This is a genomic window from Mesorhizobium sp. B2-8-3, from assembly GCF_006440815.1.
In the GTDB taxonomy this organism is placed as follows: Bacteria; Pseudomonadota; Alphaproteobacteria; order Rhizobiales; family Rhizobiaceae; genus Mesorhizobium.
Genome location: NZ_VFTW01000041.1, coordinates 22,178 through 38,745, shown reverse-complemented (window position 1 = coordinate 38,745; position 16,568 = coordinate 22,178). Strand labels below are relative to the sequence as shown.

At 62.8% G+C, this 16,568-nt stretch carries 16 protein-coding genes; 9 read left to right on the top strand and 7 right to left on the bottom strand.

Annotated elements, in window-relative coordinates; all coding sequences use genetic code 11:
* The first annotated feature begins 213 nt into the window (after positions 1-213).
* The 3 genes from FJ418_RS30875 (at position 214) to FJ418_RS30865 (ending at position 1,884) form a co-directional block, all read left to right on the top strand.
* Entirely contained in the window at positions 214-423 is a 210-nt protein-coding gene (locus FJ418_RS30875) for a hypothetical protein (protein WP_140872032.1), read from the top strand.
* Positions 424-433: 10 nt separating this feature from the next.
* Positions 434-1,030, top strand: coding sequence for an isochorismatase family cysteine hydrolase (locus tag FJ418_RS30870; RefSeq protein ID WP_226892177.1), 597 nt, complete (start codon positions 434-436; stop codon positions 1,028-1,030).
* A gap of 194 nt (positions 1,031-1,224) precedes the next feature.
* Positions 1,225-1,884 carry a DUF6766 family protein gene (locus FJ418_RS30865; protein ID WP_140872036.1) on the top strand — a complete coding sequence of 220 codons (660 nt, stop codon included), beginning with the start codon at positions 1,225-1,227 and terminating at the stop codon, positions 1,882-1,884.
* Positions 1,885-2,038: 154 nt separating this feature from the next.
* Here FJ418_RS30865 and FJ418_RS30860 read toward each other — a convergent pair whose 3' ends face one another.
* Positions 2,039-4,345 carry an FdhF/YdeP family oxidoreductase gene (locus FJ418_RS30860; protein WP_140872030.1) on the bottom strand — a complete coding sequence of 769 codons (2,307 nt, stop codon included), beginning with the start codon at positions 4,343-4,345 and terminating at the stop codon, positions 2,039-2,041.
* Positions 4,346-4,504: 159 nt separating this feature from the next.
* Here FJ418_RS30860 and FJ418_RS30855 point away from each other — a divergent pair, with 159 nt between their 5' ends.
* Both FJ418_RS30855 and FJ418_RS30850 read left to right on the top strand, forming a co-directional pair.
* Entirely contained in the window at positions 4,505-5,311 is an 807-nt protein-coding gene (locus tag FJ418_RS30855) for a nucleotidyltransferase family protein (protein ID WP_140872028.1), read from the top strand.
* Complete coding sequence (locus FJ418_RS30850; RefSeq protein ID WP_140872026.1) at positions 5,304-6,053, top strand: metallophosphoesterase; 750 nt, start codon at positions 5,304-5,306, stop codon at positions 6,051-6,053. Before FJ418_RS30855 ends, FJ418_RS30850 begins: the two co-directional genes overlap by 8 nt.
* An 18-nt stretch (positions 6,054-6,071) precedes the next feature.
* Here FJ418_RS30850 and FJ418_RS30845 read toward each other — a convergent pair whose 3' ends face one another.
* Entirely contained in the window at positions 6,072-6,353 is a 282-nt protein-coding gene (locus tag FJ418_RS30845) for a hypothetical protein (protein WP_140872024.1), read from the bottom strand.
* A 136-nt stretch (positions 6,354-6,489) separates the two neighbouring features.
* On the opposite strand from FJ418_RS30845, the gene FJ418_RS30840 reads away from it, so the two are divergent.
* The gene (locus FJ418_RS30840; protein ID WP_140872022.1) at positions 6,490-7,701 is read left to right on the top strand and encodes an FAD-binding oxidoreductase; all 1,212 of its coding nucleotides are present in this window, start codon (positions 6,490-6,492) and stop codon (positions 7,699-7,701) included.
* Positions 7,702-7,734: 33 nt separating this feature from the next.
* Here FJ418_RS30840 and FJ418_RS30835 read toward each other — a convergent pair whose 3' ends face one another.
* The 3 genes from FJ418_RS30835 to FJ418_RS30825 are packed head-to-tail and all read right to left on the bottom strand — an operon-like array spanning position 7,735 to position 9,664.
* Entirely contained in the window at positions 7,735-8,748 is a 1,014-nt protein-coding gene (locus FJ418_RS30835) for an ATP-dependent DNA ligase (RefSeq protein WP_140872020.1), read from the bottom strand.
* A complete protein-coding gene (locus FJ418_RS30830; protein ID WP_140857777.1) occupies positions 8,742-9,173 on the bottom strand; it encodes a GFA family protein in 432 nt (143 codons plus the stop codon). Before FJ418_RS30830 ends, FJ418_RS30835 begins: the two co-directional genes overlap by 7 nt.
* Positions 9,174-9,220: 47 nt before the next feature.
* The gene (locus tag FJ418_RS30825; RefSeq protein WP_140872018.1) at positions 9,221-9,664 is read right to left on the bottom strand and encodes a PPC domain-containing DNA-binding protein; all 444 of its coding nucleotides are present in this window, start codon (positions 9,662-9,664) and stop codon (positions 9,221-9,223) included.
* Positions 9,665-9,922: 258 nt separating this feature from the next.
* On the opposite strand from FJ418_RS30825, the gene FJ418_RS30820 reads away from it, so the two are divergent.
* The 3 genes from FJ418_RS30820 to FJ418_RS30810 are packed head-to-tail and all read left to right on the top strand — an operon-like array spanning position 9,923 to position 13,798.
* Positions 9,923-10,492 carry a (2Fe-2S)-binding protein gene (locus FJ418_RS30820; protein WP_181167157.1) on the top strand — a complete coding sequence of 190 codons (570 nt, stop codon included), beginning with the start codon at positions 9,923-9,925 and terminating at the stop codon, positions 10,490-10,492.
* Position 10,493: 1 nt separating this feature from the next.
* Positions 10,494-11,516 (top strand): xanthine dehydrogenase family protein subunit M, encoded by a 1,023-nt coding sequence (locus tag FJ418_RS30815; RefSeq protein WP_140872014.1) that lies wholly within the window; start codon positions 10,494-10,496, stop codon positions 11,514-11,516.
* Between the two features lie 2 nt (positions 11,517-11,518).
* Positions 11,519-13,798: a xanthine dehydrogenase family protein molybdopterin-binding subunit gene (locus tag FJ418_RS30810; RefSeq protein WP_140872012.1), complete on the top strand. Its 2,280-nt coding sequence runs from the start codon at positions 11,519-11,521 to the stop codon at positions 13,796-13,798.
* Between the two features lie 223 nt (positions 13,799-14,021).
* Here the strand turns inward: FJ418_RS30810 and FJ418_RS32490 are convergent, their stop codons facing one another.
* Positions 14,022-14,258, bottom strand: a complete 237-nt coding sequence (locus FJ418_RS32490; protein ID WP_246683288.1) for a hypothetical protein — start codon at positions 14,256-14,258, stop codon at positions 14,022-14,024.
* The gene (locus FJ418_RS30805; protein ID WP_246683286.1) at positions 14,255-16,474 is read right to left on the bottom strand and encodes a PQQ-binding-like beta-propeller repeat protein; all 2,220 of its coding nucleotides are present in this window, start codon (positions 16,472-16,474) and stop codon (positions 14,255-14,257) included. Before FJ418_RS30805 ends, FJ418_RS32490 begins: the two co-directional genes overlap by 4 nt.
* Positions 16,475-16,568: the final 94 nt, after the last annotated feature.

Below are 16,568 nucleotides of genomic sequence, written 5' to 3'. Positions count from 1 at the left end.
ACTAGACGCCCTCAGGGCATGGATCAACTTCTCACCCCAAAACGCGCTAACCGCATGGCTCAGCACTTTCCCTAAGATCATCAAAACCCAATGAGTCGTGTACTGTGATTCTATCAAACGCTGAACTGCTCCAAGTGCAAGAATGCATTACGCTTTTATGGAACAGACCGCCTGCCATCGAGTTAGTCGCAGACACACGATTGGAAACTCACAATGGCATACGCTGCCGAAACTCCCTCACCGGAAATCGTCGAACGGGAACGGTGCGCGGCCATGGCCGAGGCACAGGCATTCGAACGCATCAAGATGTACCCGGTGGCGCGCGCGATGCGTGCCTTGGCGCGTCGCATCAAGGAGTCCGGCTTGCCGATGAGCTTCCAGTCGCAAACTGCTTCCGGCAGCATCGAACGTGCCGCCATTTGATGGCCGTGACTTGAGCGACCTCGCACCGATTTCGGCGAAGGCCATACACATTTGCGTCGACATGCAGCGGATGTTCGCGCCGCCGGGTCCTTGGGCGGTCGAATGGCTGCCCGCGATCCTGCCGCAGGTGCAGAGGTTGGTTGGCAAGCGGCCCGAAGCCACCATTTTCACCAGGTTCATCCCCGCGAGAAATCCCGGCGACGGCCACGGCCAGTGGAAGCAGTATTATGAGCGTTGGGCGCAAATGACGATCGCAAGGGCAGGCAAGGAAATGATCGAACTGTTGCCCGAGCTTGCCGTCCATCTGCCGCCGGCGCGCCTGTTCGACAAGCCGATCTATTCGCCATGGCTAAGCGGCGAACTGTCGGGCGTGCTCCAGTCCGAAGGCGTCGAAGAGATCATCGTCAGCGGTGGCGAGGCCGATATGTGCGTTCTGGCCACGCTGCTGGGCTCGATCGATCTGGGTTACCGCACCATCCTTGCCGAGGATGCCATCTGCAGCACGTCGGACGAGGCGTATGAGAACATCCTCAAGCTTTTCACCAAGCGCTACTCGCATCATGTCGAGGTGGCGCCGGTGGAAGCCATCCTCGAATGCTGGCAGTAGGCGACCCATTGATAGGCCGCGCCGTCTGAACGGCAAGCTCCATTTCCACCCGGGAACATTTCGCGGCGACCTCAGTGGTCGGACTTGAGCATGCCGACCCGAAAGAGATTAAGGTGAAGCTCGACCGTTGGAAAAGGAGACAGGACTCGAGAATTGAAGAGAGCAGGCGGCGAGAAATCAAGGAGTTATGGATGATGCGTTTTTTTCGAAATAACGGCCTGCTGATCACCGTCTTCGCCATCTTCGTTGCATGTCTGGTCGGCCAGGCAATCTCGGGCTATTTCGCCAGCCAACAGGACAGGGCGATGCATGGCTTGGCGAACCAGTCCTTTGCCTCGTTTCTCGGATCCGGTGAATTTCAGGAAAGCGTTTTCGAGAACTGGGAAAGCGAATTCCTGGAAAAATGGACCTATGTTTTCCTCACCGCTTATCTGGTGCAGCGCGGTTCGGCAGAGTCCAGGGATCCCGATGCGGACTCACCGGAAAACGAAGATCCCGCCAGACATCGCGAAGAGCCTGATGCCCCCTGGCCGGTAAGGCGCGGTGGGATCATTCTCTGGCTCTATTCGCATTCGCTTGGAACAGCGCTCTTTCTGATCTTCGTCGCGACCTTCGTCTTCCATCTTTGGCAAAGCACGCGCCACGCGGCAGAAGAAGCCGCGCTGCATCACCAGCCGGCGGAGACCATTCTGGCGCATCTCGTTTCCGGGCAATTCTGGTTCGAAAGCTTTCAGAACTGGCAGAGCGAATTTCTGTCGACGGGCGTCCTGGTGCTGCTGGCAATCTGGCTGAGGGAGCGCGGCTCCCCGGAGAGCAAGCCTGTGCACGCGCCGCATGCGAAAACTGGCCATTGACAGCAGCGACCATCACTCGCCCCGATCGGCTGGTTGTATAGGCTGGCCTTTGTGCCCTCACTTGGGATAGACCCGGCCTGCATTCCTGTGTCACAAATGAGATCACAGGCCGGGCTTTGCGCCAGCTTCATCCGCGTGGGCTCATGGGCGAGCGTCATCCCGGTATGACCACCCGAACCGGAACCGATTTCGCCGCTGGCACGTGCGCCTTTTCGGCCCGATGCCAGAGCGGGATGAGCGGATTGAGCTCGGGATAATAGCCGGCGCAATCTCCGCGCGGAATTGAGTAGGGCGTAACGCGAAGACCGCGCACCCGTCGTTCGACACCGTCATCGGCTGCGGACTCCAGGTCGATCACCTCGCCATCATGGAGGCCCAGCCGTTCGATATCGTGCGCGTTCATCAGCAGCACCATCCGCGTCCCGCTGATGCCGCGTAGGCGATCCCGGTAGCCGTAGATGGTGGTATTGAACTGGTCGTTGGAGCGAACCGTGATCAGTGTCAGCGCATCCGACCGCGAGACGTCGATGTCGGGATCCGTTTCGAGCATCGTCGGCGGCTTGAAGTTGGCTTTCTTGTTGGGGGTCTGCCACACCCGCTTGGAGGCCTTGATGTCGCGATGAAAACCGCCCGGCACCAGGAAGCGTTTGTTGAAGTCCTTGAAGTGGTCTGGATAACAGCGTTCGATTTCGTCGCGCACGCGCGAATAGTCGACCACCCATTCATCCCAGGGAATTGAACTCCTTCCCGCGACCGTCGCCTTGGCGAGCTCGGCGACGATCCTGGGCTCGGAGAGCAGACTGGGTCCGGCCGGCGGGCGATAGCCGAAGGAACCGTGGATGCAGGCTGTGGAATCCTCCATCGAGACATGCTGCTCGCCGGTAGCCTGCAAATCCTTCTCGATGCGTGAGAGACAGGGCAGCAAATAGGTGACCGCTCCCGGTATCAGATGACTGCGGTTCAGTTTCGTGGCGATCTGGACATGCAATCTCAGGTGCCGCCAGGCGTCTTCGACAAGTCCGGTTTCCGGAACGGCCCGCACGAAGTTGCCGCCCAGTCCGATGAACCCCTTCACCGAGCCGTCGATCACGCCTTCGCATGTTTCGACCGTGTCGCGCCCTTTCTCGCGCGGCGGCTCGAAATTGTAGAATTCGGCGAACTTGTCGAGGGGGACAAGTTCCGGCTTTTCGGAGATGCCGACGGTGCGTTGGCCCTGGACGTTGGAGTGGCCGCGAAGCGGCGACACGCCGGCGCCGCGCTTGCCGACATTGCCGCGCATCAGCAGCAGATTGCAAAGCATGTGGACGTTCTCGGTCCCGTGCCGGTGCTGCGTCAGGCCCATGCCGTAATTGCCGATGACCGCCGATGCCTTGCTGTAGATCTCAGCCACATGCTCCAGATCGGCGCGCGCAATGCCCGAACGCGCTTCGATCCTGTCCCAGGATGTGCGGCGCAGATAGGCTTCGAACGCATCGAAGCCGTGTGTATGTTCCTCGATGAAAGCCGTGTCGAGGACACGCGGCGCGCCAGCATTCTTTGCCGCGTCGTCGAGCGCCAAAACGGCCTTCGCAATGCCCGTCATGGCGGCGATGTCGCCGCCGCCGCGAATCTGGAAGAAGTCGCTCGACATCCTGGTGCCGGCGCCCGGCGAAAGCATTTCAACCGGGCTCTGTGGATTCTTGAAGCGCTTCAGGCCGCGCTCCGGCAGTGGATTGAAGGTGATGACGGGTATGCCGCGCTGGCGCGCCTCCTCGATCGGGTGAAGCAATCGCGGCGCGCTCACGCCGGTGTTGTGGCCAAAGAAGAACATCAGGTCGCAATGGCCGAAGTCCTCCAATTGCACGGTGCCGACCGGCGAGCCGATGGACTCGGGCAGGCCGACCGAAGTCGACTCGTGGCACATGTTGGAGGAGTCCGGCAGATTGCCCGAGCCGTAGGTGCGCGCGAAAAGCTGATACATGAACGACGCCTCGAGCGAGGCGCGGCCCGAGGTGTAGAACACGACCGATCTCGGATCGAGCTTGCGGAGCTCCTCGCCGATGTCGCGGAACGCGGCCTCCCACCCGACCGGCTCATATTTGTCGGTGACCTCGTTGTAGCGCATCGGTTCGAGCAGCCGGCCCTGCTTCTCAAGGTCGTGATCGGGCCAATCGAGCAGCTCGTTGACGGAGTGGGCAGCGAAGAACTCCGGGCCGCAGCGCCGTTTCGTCTGGTCCCAGATCGTAGCCTTGGCGCCGTTCTCGCAGAATTCGAACGGGCGCGGCTCGGCGGGCTTCGCCCAGGAGCAGGAGACGCACATATAGCCGTCGGCCTTGTTCTGCTTGAGCAGCGTGCTCCAGATGCCCGACATCAGCAAGCCTTCGCCACGTGCCTTGCGGATCAACGATTTGAGGGATCCCCATCCGCCGGTCGGATGGTTGTACTTGCGGATTTCGACATGATCGGTGGTGGAGGGATTCATGGTGGAGCTCGGCTCGTATTGCTTTGATCTCCAACCCGCACGGTTTCACAATGTTCCAGCCTCCTCCGCCATGAAGATGCCGCTGACGGCGGAACAACACCGGATCGCCGCTGTTTACCGAAACAGGTGGAAGAAGATAAAAAGCCGGAGCGACGGTTGATGGCCAATGACGAGTTGCCGGGAGTGCTGGCGACGCTGCCTGTGATCGACGCAAAGGCGGAGCCGACGCTGAAGAGCGCCAAAGCGGAAGCTTTCTATACGCACGCGATCCGCGAACTTGCTGCCACCGACATCCCTTTCCTGGTCGCCGGAACCTACGCCGTCAGCGCCTATACCGGCGTCGTACGCCAGACCAAGGACCTCGATATCTTCTGCAAGGCCGGCGATTGCCCGCGTATCCTCGCCCATTTCAAGGATATCGGCTACGCGGTCGAGATCGAGGACGACCGCTGGCTAGGGAAGGTCTTCGAAGGCCCGCATTTCTTCGATGTGATCTTTGCTTCCGCCAACGGCACCATGCAGGTCGAGGACCAGTGGCTGGAGAATGCCCGCCAGGTCGAACTCTTGGGCAACCGGGTCCGCATCATCGGGCCGACCGAGCTCATCTGGTCGAAATGCTTCATCCAGGACAGAGGCCGGCATGACGGCGCCGACATCGCCCACACCATCCTCAAGGCGCATGAGCAGATCGACTGGCAAAGGTTGCTGTCCTATCTCGACATCCACTGGGAGGTGCTCTTGATGCAGGCGCTGAATTTCCGGTGGATCTATCCCAGCGAACGCGACCACATTCCCGACTGGCTGCTGGACAATCTGGTCGAGCGGCTCGCCAGGCAGCGGCAATTGCCTCCGCCGAGGATGAAGATCTGCCGCGGCCGCCTGCTGTCGCAGGTCGACTATGAGATCGACGTCAAGGAATGGGGTTTTGCGGGCGTCGGCGGCGTTGGAGAATTCCGCGATGGCTGAACGAAGCAAGGCAGACCGCAAAGCGAGCGGCAACGGCAAAGTCAAAGTCGCTGCCGTGGGCGATCTGCATGTCCAGGAAGATGCGCAGACGTCCTACCGCGATCTGTTCGGCGAGGTTTCGCGCGAGGCCGACATCCTCGTGCTTACCGGCGATCTCACCAATCTCGGCAAGCCCAAAGAGGCCGAGCTTCTCGCCGAGGACCTGCGGGCCTGCTCGATCCCCGTCGTCGCCGTACTCGGCAACCACGATTACGAATCCGGCTGCGTCGACCAGATCGCGGCGACGCTCCGCCAGGCCGGCGTCTATCTCCTCGACGGGCAGGCGACGGAACTGATGGATGTCGGCTTTGTCGGCGTCAAGGGTTTTGTCGGCGGCTTCGGATCGAGGATGCTCGGCTCTTTCGGCGAGCCGGCAATCAAGGCCATGGTGGCCGAGAGCGTCAATGAAGCGATGCGGCTGGAGAACGCGATGCGACAGGTTCGCGCCAAGCGCACGCTGGTGGTTCTTCACTATGCGCCGATCCCGGAGACGGTCGACGGCGAGCCGCCGGAAATCTTCCCGTTCCTCGGATCATCCCGCCTTGCCGAAACGATCGACCGGTTCAAGGTGAGCGCCGTCGTGCATGGCCATGCGCATCGCGGCAGCTATGAGGGCCAGACCCCCGGCGGCGCCAAGGTCTACAATGTCGCTATGCACATCACGAAGCCGACGGGCCGGCCCTACGCGCTGCTCGAAATCTGAACTGGCTGGCGACCGCACCTAGACCTCGTCGAAACGATTGCCTTCCTTGGAAGGATCCTTCGAAAGGACGCGTTCCTCCTCGTCGTCGGGCAAGGCTTCGTCGCTTTCCTGGAAGGGGTTGTCGTCATCTTCCCCGGGAAGATCTCCTTCCGCTTCGGCGTCATCCTGCGGGTCGCCGTTTACGGCAACGCTGTCCGGCAGGATTCTGCCGCCCTCAAGAGCGTCCCAATCCTGCTGCTCGATGGTCGGGGCTTCGGTTTCTTCGGTCTTTGCCGGCCGCTGTTTGTCGCGCGGGTCCATGACGTTCTCCAATACTGAGCTTCGACTGGAGAACCCGCCGCAAGACGAGTTGTTCCGCTTCTTGTTCGCCACGGAACGGCGTCGACCGGGAACGGCAGCGCGCCTTGTGACTTATCGTGCGGAACCGGGAACTTTCATGCCTCGCAAGCTCGATCTCAGAAGCGGCACACCTGTCTGGGCTGCCTATCGCTCAACTGCCGTGCCGGCAGACCGCCTGACCCGAGATGTAAAAACCGACATCCTGATCGTCGGCATGGGCATCAGCGGCGCGATGATGGCCGAAGCGCTGACCCGCGATGGCCATTCCGTGATTTGCATCGACAGGCGCGGGCCGCTGAAAGGGTCGACGGCAGCCACGACGGCGCTTGTCCAGTTCGAGATCGATCAACCGCTCATCAGGCTGTCCCGGATGATCGGAGGCGATGCCGCACGACAGGCTTGGCGGCGCTCGCGACTGTCGCTGCTCAACCTGCACGGACGCATCGCGGAACTCGATATCCGCTGCCGGGCGGCGGATACGCCATCGCTTTACCTGGCTGGCAATAGGCTCGATGCGTCGGACCTGCGCCGCGAGGCGGAGGCACGCCGCGAGGCGGGCATTGGAGCGTGCTTGCTAACACGAAAAAAGCTGAGAGAGGATTTCGGGATAGGTCGCGCCGCAGCAATTCTGAGCCATGGCAATCTGGCGCTCGATCCGCGCAAATTGACGTCCGGACTGCTGAGCGCGGCCCTGCAACGCAAGGCGCGGTTCTATGCGCAGGCGGAAGCGACTGCGATCAAGGACAATCGGCTCGGCGTGACGGTGGCGACCCGAGATGGCCCTGTGATCAAGGCGCGCCATCTTATTCTCACAACCGGATACGAACTGCTCGACATCGTGCCGAATACCGGCCATCGCATCATCTCTACATGGGCGATCGCGACGCGGCCGCAGCCGAAAAAACTCTGGCCGCTCGCCGCCATGATCTGGGAGGCTTCCGATCCCTACCTCTATCTCAGGGCCACATCCGACGGCCGCGTGATCTGCGGCGGCGAAGACGAGGCGTTCACCGACGAGGAACGGCGCGACGCCCTGACCGCGCAAAAGACGGATCGCCTTGAGCAGAAACTCGGGAAGATGTTCCCGCAACTGGACACAGCGGCGAACTTCGCCTGGGCAGGCTCGTTCGGCGCCACCGGAACCGGATTGCCGATCATCGGCGGCGTGCCGGGGCATCCGCGCGTTCATGCGGTGATGGGCTATGGCGGAAATGGGATCATCTTTTCCCAGATCGCGTCCGAGATCATCTCGGCGTCCATCGCCGGCAAAGATGATGCGGACGCAAGTCTGTTCGCGTTCAAGACATGATCCTCCAGACTTTGTAGCCGCCGGCACGTTAGGCTACTCGATCTGCTCGAACGTGCACTGACGCGGCGCTTTGTCGGGCCGCCAGCGCAAGAGCCTGGTGCCGTGGCGGAAGCGGTCGCCGGTGACATGGTCGAAACGCACCTCGACCACCAGTTCCGGCTTCACCGCCTCCCATTCGCCGCTGCGCTCCGTGCTCCAGCGGCTCGGTCCGCCGGGGGCTTTGCCGGTGAAGCCCGGCCCTCCGCGCAACGCCTCGAGCTTCGTCGTGAGCGCGGCGCGGCTCTCATTGGCAATGGTCGATGTGAAGCCGACATGATCGAGCTGTCCTTGGTCGTTGTAGAGGCCGAGCAGCAACGATCCGACCTGCAGCTTGCCGTTCAGATAGCGGAAGCCGCCGACCACACAGTCCGCCGTGCGCAGCCGCTTGACCTTGACCATCGCGCGCTCGCCTGGCCGATATGGCTCGTCGAGCATCTTGGCGACGACACCGTCGGTCGAGCCGTGGCCGGCGCCTTGCAGCCATTGCCTGGCGATGGCGACACTGGTGGTGGATGGCGACAGCCGGAGCCCGGCAGAGGGTACTTTTGCCAGGAAGGCCGCCAAAGCGTTACGCCGATCGCCCAAGGGGCGTTCGAGCGTGATCTTGCCGCCCGGGGCGACGAGCATATCGAAGAGGATCAACTGCGCCGGCGTCTCGATGCTCAGCTTGCGGACGCGGCTCTCGGCCGGGTGCAGCCGCATCTGCAACGCGTCGAAGGAAGCGCGACCGTCGATCTCGATGACGATCTCGCCGTCGACGACGAAATTCCCGACATCGAGGCTTTGCATCGTCGCGATCAATTCGGGAAAGTAGCGGCCAAGCGGCTTGCCCGACTTCGCCCTAAGATCGACCGCCTTGCCGTCCTTGAAGGCAAGACAACGAAATCCATCCCATTTCGGCTCATAAAGCCAAGGGCCGTTTCCCTCCGGCAACACTTCCGCCGTTCGCGCTTCCATCGGTGGCGTGTCCAAGGGCAACGGGAAGCCGCTGTCTCGTGCCGTTACCATCGCTCTTCCGTGTCATGGTGTGGCAGGTCGATGCCGCAGCAGACCCAGCCGAGCCGCTGCGAGGAACCGTAATTGTGTCGTGGCTCAAGCTCGGCCGGATCGTCGAAGGTCCCGATATGCATCGCGATTTCCTGCGGGTTCGCGTCATAGGCAAGGGTAAGAGGCGTACCGCAGGATTGGCAGAAACTTCTCCGGGCGATTGGCGACGAGCGGCGACAGGTCGGTTCCACGGTCAGCCACGAGAGGCCGGCGACAGGCACCCAGCCAAGCACGGCGAAGGCGCTCCCGGTCGCGCGACGGCACATATCGCAGTGGCAATAATGCACGCGCGGCTCGCTCGTCAGGCGGTAACGGATATTCCCGCACAGGCACCCGCCATATCGCTCGACGGCTGCGTTTCGCGTAAAGACGTCCGGTTGTTCCATCAAGTCTGAACGCCTGATCGAAGATGCGGTTTCGGTAGCGCAGGATTTCACGCGTCAAGATCGATCAGGGCGATGCCGAGGGCTGGTCGTTTCGTGCGCCGCAAATGCACAGGCGATTCCGTCACCGTGACTTCGAGTGTCGGCTTCACCATGCCTTCGAGCAGATGTCCGCCGCGGGTCGATCCGTCGCTCAGGCCCAGTACCGCATGCAAATGCAGGCTTGGCTTGCCGCTGTCGTCGACGGCAACGTCGCCGATCGCGCTCAGCACCTCGCATTGTTCGGCGACCGGGATCTTGCGGTAGGATTTCGATTGGAAGTCGAACCAGCCAACCGTCGCTTTTTCAAACGCGCCGATCGCCGTCAGGGAGGCGCCGGCAATTCCCTTCTGACCGGCAAATTCGGTGAGAGAGGCGAAGGCTTCCTCGCCCGGATCGAGCACGACCACGAATGTCCTTTGCCCGGGGGTCTCTGCGACCAGTTTCGATTTCATGATGCCCTTTGGATGTGCCGGTGGCTCTTGGGCAAGAACTCCTTATCAGGACGCATGTTCCAGTCTGTTGAGAGACCCAAGCGACGATCCAGCCGTCAACGGCGGAGTCACGCTTCCGTGAAGTGCCGCAGGTTTTGGGGTGGCCAATGGGAACATTGGCTTCGTTGAAAGGTTAGCGCACGGACCCAGCCAGCCCAGGAGCGAGCCATGTCCCAGCCCTCAGCCCTATCCAATAATGGTCTCAGTCGAAGGCGTTTCATGGCAGGTTCGGTGTCGGCGGCCGCGACTGCGCCTTTGCTTGCTTCGCATGCACGGGCCGAAGCGCCGAGTGCAGCCCAGCCGAAACTGAGGCAACCGGCCGTCACGTCGTTGCGGATCAACAGGCAGGCTTATGAGCTGTCGCTCGATACGAGAACCAGCCTGCTCGACGCGTTGCGGGACCATGTCGGACTGACCGGCACCAAGAAGGGCTGCGACCATGGCCAATGCGGCGCGTGCACGGTGCTGGTCGACGGCAAGCGCGTGCTGTCCTGTCTGAGTTTCGCCGTGATGAACGACGGCAAGGACATCACGACGGTCGAAGGGCTCGCCCCCAGCGATGGCAAGTTGCATCCGATGCAGCAGGCCTTCATCGACCATGATGCTTTCCAGTGCGGCTATTGCACGCCGGGACAGATCCTGTCGGCGATCGGCTGCGTGAATGAGGGTCACGCGGAATCCGAGGATGACATCCGCGAATATATGAGCGGCAACATCTGTCGCTGCGCCGCCTATCCCAACATTGTCGCCGCTGTCCTGCAGGCACGCGATCAGATGAAGGGAGCGTGACATGCAGCCCTTCATCTACGAACAGCCGACCGACATTTCCGCTGCGGTCGCGATCGCCTCACGCTTCACCACCAACGACGACCAGCCGACACGCGCGAATGCGCAGTTCATCGCCGGCGGCACCAATCTTGCCGACTATATGAAGCTCGGCGTTGCCGAGCCGAACCGGCTGCTCGACCTCAACCGGCTTGCCGACCCTGGTCTCAGGCAAATCCGGGTCACCGATAATGGTATCCGCTTCGGCGCCCTGGTGCGCATGGGCGAGGCCGCCGACCATGCGGAGGTCAAGCGCCGCTATCCGGTCATTGCCGACAGCCTGCGGCTGGCCGCGAGCGGCCAGATCCGCAACATGGCGAGCCTCGCCGGCAATATCCTGCAGCGCACGCGCTGCGAATATTTTCGCGAGACGTCCTGGCACTGCAACAAGCGCGTGCCCGGTTCGGGTTGCGCGGCAATGGAAGGTTTCAATCGGCAGCACGCGGTGCTCGGCGCGAGCGACGCCTGCATCGCCACCTATCACGGCGATTTCGCCCAGGCGCTGATCGCGCTCGATGCCGTCGTTCATGCCGAAGGCTCGCGCGGGGCGCGAAAGCTGCCATTCGCGAAGTTGCATCGGCAGCCCGGCGACACGCCTTATATCGAGACCGACCTTGCGGCCGACGAGATCGTCAGCGCCATCGAAGTACCCGCTATCCCATGGGCGCGGCGCTCGCTCTATCTGAAGATTCGCGACCGCGAATCCTATGCCTTTGCGCTGGCTTCAGCCGCCATTGCGCTCGACCTCGACGGCGACAATGTTCGTGAAGCGCGCATCGCGTTGGGCGGCGTGGCGACGGTGCCTTGGCGCGCCCGCGCGGCCGAAGAAGCCCTGCAAGGCAAGAAGCTGGACGAGGCATCGGCAGGAGTTGCGGCGGATGCCGCCTTCGCCGAAGCACAACCGCGCCAGCACAACGCATTCAAGATCGAACTCGGCAAGCGAACGCTGGTGCGCGCTCTGCTCGAAGCCCGCGACATGGAGGTGTGACCATGGACACAGCTGCTCCAAGACCCAAAGAGAACCAGGGCGCACCGCTGCCGCGGGTCGATGCGCGCCTGAAAGTCACCGGTCAGGCGCACTATCCCGCCGACTTGCCCACCGCCAACATCGCCTATGGCGCGCTGGCCGCCAGCAGCATCGCCAGAGGCAAGGTGACGAAGCTCGATCTGGACAAAGCCCGCGCGGTGCCCGGCCTGCTCGACATCATAACCTATGGCGACATGGACAAGGTCGACAAACCGAAATTCGGCAATTCCGGCGCCACCTCGATCGGCCCATTGCACGACCGTACGATCTTCCATGACGGGCAGATCATCGCGCTTGCCGTCGCCGAGACTTTCGAAGCGGCTGAAGAGGCGGTGCAGCTGATCCGCGCCGAGTATGAGGACGACAAGCCAACCGCGAGCTTCGACAGCCCCGGCACGAAAACCGTCCCGGCGGCCGGCAAGAGCCCATTGTTCAAGGAGGACGTCAAGGCAGGCGATTTCGACGCGGCTTACGCCGCCGCAGCGGTCAAGATCGACCAGCGTTATTCGACGCCTACCCAGCACCACAATCCGATCGAGTTGTTTTCAACGACCGCGTTCTGGGAGGGCGACCAGCTTGTCGTGCACGAGGCCTCGCAGAACGTCACCGGCTGGAAAGTCGAGCTCGCCCGGCAATTGAAGATCGATCCCGGCAAGGTGCGCATCGTCAGCCCTTTCATCGGCGGCGCCTTCGGCTCGAAGGGACCGATGACGCCTCGCACCGCGATCGTGGCCGTTGCCGCCAAGCGGCTCGGACGTCCGGTGCGTTGCGTGACCAGCCGCATGCAGGCTTTCGGCATTCAGACCTATCGGGCCGAAACGCGGCACCGCATCCGCATCGGCGCCGGCAAGGACGGCCGCATCACCGCTTTCGCGCATGAGGGCTGGGAGGTTACGTCGCGGCCGGACCTTTATGTCGTCGGCGGCACCTCGGCGACTGGCCGGATGTATGACTACGGTTCGGTGCTGACGCATGTCTCGCTGGTGCAGGCCGACCGCAACACGCCTGGCTATATGCGCTCGCCACCCGAAACCCCGTACGTCTACGCGCTGGAGAACGCCATGGACGAAATGGCGGTGGCGCTCGGCATGGATCCGGTCGAGTTCCGTCGCATCAATGAGCCGAAGACGGAGCCGATCGGCAAGAAACCGTTCTCCAGCCGCTCGCTGACCCAGTGCTACGATCAGGCGGCGGAAGCGTTCGGATGGGCCAAGCGGGATCCCGAGGTCGGCGCGATGCGCGACGGCGACTGGCTGATCGGCATGGGCTGCGCCACGGCCATCTATCCGACAGCGGTAGCGCCATGCGCGGCACGCGTGCGCCTCACAGCTGACGGCGAAGTTCGGGTGCAATGCGGTTCGCACGAGATCGGCACCGGCGTGCGCACCGTGGCCGCTCAGATGGCGTCGGAGCGCCTCGGCGTCGGCATCGACAAGATCAGCGTCGAAATGGGCGACAGCAGCCTGCCTCCGGCTCCGGTCTCGGGCGGGTCGATCTCCACGGCCAGCGTCTGCTCGGCGGTGCTCAAGGCATGCGACGCGATCCGCACCAAGCTCTATGCCGCCGCGACCGCCGAGGGTGGTCCGCTGGCCGGTTCCCATAACGAGGAATTCGACCTCGCCGACGGAAAGATCATGGCAAAGGGCGGTGCGTCGGCCAAGGTCGAGGACGTCCTGAAGACCATGCAGGTCGGCGCCATCGAGGAATATGTCGAGTTTGCGCCGAAGGGCGCGACGCCCGAGGCGCTGAAGAAGCTCTATGCCGGCACGCCGGAGTTCCATGGCGCGGACCAGGACGAGGACTCCGTCAAATACGCCTTCGGCGCCGAATTCGTCGAGGTCCGCATCAACCGCTATACCAGGGAGATCCGCGTGCCGCGCATCGTCGGCGCCTTTGCCGCCGGCCGCATCATGAACACGCGCACCGCGCGCAGCCAGTTGATGGGCGGCATGATCTGGGGCATCGGCCAGGCGCTTCACGAGGCGACCGAAGTCGACAGTCGCTATGCCCGCTATGTGAACCGCGACCTGCAGGACTACCTCGTTCCGGTCAATGCCGACATCAAGGACCTGCAGGTGATCCTGGTGCCGGAGGTCGATCACGCCGTCAATCCGGCCGGGGTGAAAGGCCTCGGCGAGCTCGGCAATGTCGGCACGGCCGCGGCCGTCGCGAGCGCGGTCTACCATGCGACCGGCAAGCGCATCCGCGACCTGCCGATCAGGATAGAGCAACTGCTCGCCTGACCATGTCGGATGAAGATCTCCCCGGGAGAGACCAATGTTTCACATTGGCATATGGATGCTGCCTGTCGCGGGCATCCCTCTCATCCTCATTCTGATCTGGATGTACTTTCTCGCCAGGCGCCGAAGCCGACGGTTGCCGAGGAACAGGAGCGAGCCGCCGCAGGCGACGGTGCGGAGCAACGATGGGGAAAGCTAAGGCTTGAGAGCCTGGCCCCAAATCTATTCAGCTCGCAGGCAGGGCATAGGCGATGACTTCGTCGCCGACTTTCGTCTCCATGAAATGATGCCCGCCGGGCGCGATGACGATGTATTGCCTGCCATCGACCTCATAGGTCATCGGCGTCGTCTGGCCGCCGGCGGGAAGGTCGGCGTGCCATACTTCCTTGCCCGTCTTGATGTCGATGGCGCGCAGCTTGTTGTCGGTGGTCGCGGCGATGAAGATCAGGCCGCCGGCCGTCACCAGCGGGCCGCCATTGTTCGGCGTCCGATAGTCAGCGGCAGCATGGAAGGAAGGCCGAAGGGCCCGTTGTTGTCGGCGCTGCCGAGCGGCTCGTCCCACAGCGTCCTGCCGGTCTTGAGATCGATCGCGCGGATATGACCATAGGGCGGCTTCGAGCACAGCAGGCCCGTTGGCAAGCGCCAGCCGGCATTGACGGCAATGGCGTATGGCGATCCGGCCTGCGGATCGCCGATGTCCTTCACCTTTTTCGGGCTGCCGCCCTTGTCTATCGGCTTGAAGCCCATCTGGTCGGCCTTCTCGCGCGGGATCAACTGATTGTAGTTCGGCATGTCGTTGTAATTGGCGATCAGCACCCCGCTGTCGGTGTCGACGGCGATGCTGCCCCAGTCCGAGCCACCATTGTAGCCGGGATATTCGATGAAGGGCCGGTCGACCGTCGGCGGGGTGTACTCGCCCTGATAGGAGGCGCGATGGAACTGGATGCGGCAGTAGAGCTGGTCCAGCGGGCTCATGCCCCACATGTCCTTTTCGGTCAGCACCGGCTGGTCGAGATGCGCGTAGCCTGAATAGGGCTGCGTCTTGGAGAGCTTGTCCGGTTCGACGCCGCCCGAGGGCACATTGCGCTCCTCGACCGGGAAGAGCGGCTTGCCGGTCTTGCGGTCGAGCACGTAGATCTGGCCCTGCTTGCTGGGCACGATGATGGCGGCGATCTTGCCGGTCACGGTCGAGAAATCGACGAGCGTCGGCTGTGAGCCGAGGTCGTAGTCCCAAAGATCGTGATGCACCGTCTGGAAATGCCAGGCCGGCTTGCCCGTCGTGACATCGACGGCGACGATCGATGAGTTGAACTGGTTCTCGAAATCCTTGCGATCGACACCATAGTAGTCGACGGCGGCATTGCCGAGCGGCAGGTAGACATAGCCGAGTTGCGGATCGGCGGCCGCGACGGTCCACATGTTCGGGGTGCCACGCGTGTAGGTGTCGCCGGCAGGCGGCGCGCCCGTCCGATCGGGATGACCCATGTCCCATGCCCAGGCGAGCTTGCCGGTGGTGGCGTCATAGCCGCGGACGACGCCCGAAGGCGCGTTCTCAGCCTGGCCATCCTTGACCTGCGCACCGACGACCGCGATGCCGCGCACGATGGTTGGCGGCGCGGTGACAGAATACCAACCGGGTACCGTCTCGCCGATGCCTTGCGTGAGGTCGACGATGCCCTGCTGGCCGAAGTCCGTGCAGGGTTTGCCGGTCTTGGCATCGATGGCGATCAGGCGCGCGTCCAGTGTTCCGATGAGAATCCTTGTCGCGCAGGCTTGATCCGCCTTGGCGCCCGGCACGGCGAAATAGGCAACACCGCGACAGCTCGCGCCATAGGGTATGGCGTCGTCGGGGACCTTCGGGTCGTAACGCCATTCTTCCTTGCCGCTGCGGGCATCGGCGGAAATGATGATGTCCTTGGCCGAGCAGGCATAGAGATGGCCGCCGATCTCGAGCGGCGTGTTTTCGGGCGAGTAGAGGTCCTTGGTCGCTTCGTTCGGCATGTCGCCGGTGTGGAAGGACCAGGCGCGGGTGAGCTTGGAAACATTGGCCGCGGTGATCTGGTTCAGCGGCGAATAGCGCGTCCCCAGTTCCGATCCGCCATAGACTGGCCAGTCATTGCCGGCCTGATGGGTCGCGGTGTCCGGCGAGGCCGACGTTCCGTTCGGCGCGGGCTGCGCGGCAGGCGCCGGCTGTTGCGCCGGTGACTGCGCCAAGGCATCGATGTGCAGGAAGGTGAACGCGCCCAGCGCAATGACCGGCAGCAGCAGGCTTGTCACATAGGTGGCGTTCCTGCTGCCTCGGCTGCCGATGTCGCGGAAGGCCGGAACGGCAAGCAGGACGAAGATGAGGATGATCGTGGGAGCCAAGACGCGCGGCATCAGCGCCCAGCCGTCGAGACCGACCTCCCAATAGGCCCAGGCAAGCGTTGCGAGCCATGTCAGGACGTAAAGCCAGACACCGGCCATATTTCCTGCGAGCAGCAGAATGCCCGCGAGCAGCAATGCGATGCCGGCGGGCAGATAATACCAGGAGCCGCCGAGCGCGACGAGCCAGGCGCCACCGCAGCCGATCAGCAGGCCGAGAACGACCAATAGGATGCCGACCAGCGCTCTCCACCAGTACGCGACGCCGCGATGGCGCAGAGGACGATGGGGGTTGTTTGCAGCGGCGTCGGTCATGGCATTTTCCAGCGTGAAACAGATCGTGATATCTGGCGAACGCATGCAGCCGGCTGTGGTTGCGGATTAAATTCGACATCCGCCGTCGCTGCCG

Bases quoted from the DNA above. Each gene is read 5' to 3' on its own strand.
- FJ418_RS30875 (WP_140872032.1), top strand. From the start codon at position 214: ATGGCATACGCTGCCGAAACTCCCTCACCGGAAATCGTCGAACGGGAA.
- FJ418_RS30865 (WP_140872036.1), top strand. From the start codon at position 1,225: ATGCGTTTTTTTCGAAATAACGGCCTGCTGATCACCGTCTTCGCCATC.
- FJ418_RS30860 (WP_140872030.1), bottom strand. From the start codon at position 4,345: ATGAATCCCTCCACCACCGATCATGTCGAAATCCGCAAGTACAACCAT.
- FJ418_RS30855 (WP_140872028.1), top strand. From the start codon at position 4,505: ATGGCCAATGACGAGTTGCCGGGAGTGCTGGCGACGCTGCCTGTGATC.
- FJ418_RS30850 (WP_140872026.1), top strand. From the start codon at position 5,304: ATGGCTGAACGAAGCAAGGCAGACCGCAAAGCGAGCGGCAACGGCAAA.
- FJ418_RS30845 (WP_140872024.1), bottom strand. From the start codon at position 6,353: ATGGACCCGCGCGACAAACAGCGGCCGGCAAAGACCGAAGAAACCGAA.
- FJ418_RS30840 (WP_140872022.1), top strand. From the start codon at position 6,490: ATGCCTCGCAAGCTCGATCTCAGAAGCGGCACACCTGTCTGGGCTGCC.
- FJ418_RS30835 (WP_140872020.1), bottom strand. From the start codon at position 8,748: ATGGTAACGGCACGAGACAGCGGCTTCCCGTTGCCCTTGGACACGCCA.
- FJ418_RS30830 (WP_140857777.1), bottom strand. From the start codon at position 9,173: ATGGAACAACCGGACGTCTTTACGCGAAACGCAGCCGTCGAGCGATAT.
- FJ418_RS30825 (WP_140872018.1), bottom strand. From the start codon at position 9,664: ATGAAATCGAAACTGGTCGCAGAGACCCCCGGGCAAAGGACATTCGTG.
- FJ418_RS30820 (WP_181167157.1), top strand. From the start codon at position 9,923: ATGGCAGGTTCGGTGTCGGCGGCCGCGACTGCGCCTTTGCTTGCTTCG.
- FJ418_RS30815 (WP_140872014.1), top strand. From the start codon at position 10,494: ATGCAGCCCTTCATCTACGAACAGCCGACCGACATTTCCGCTGCGGTC.
- FJ418_RS30810 (WP_140872012.1), top strand. From the start codon at position 11,519: ATGGACACAGCTGCTCCAAGACCCAAAGAGAACCAGGGCGCACCGCTG.
- FJ418_RS30805 (WP_246683286.1), bottom strand. From the start codon at position 16,474: ATGACCGACGCCGCTGCAAACAACCCCCATCGTCCTCTGCGCCATCGC.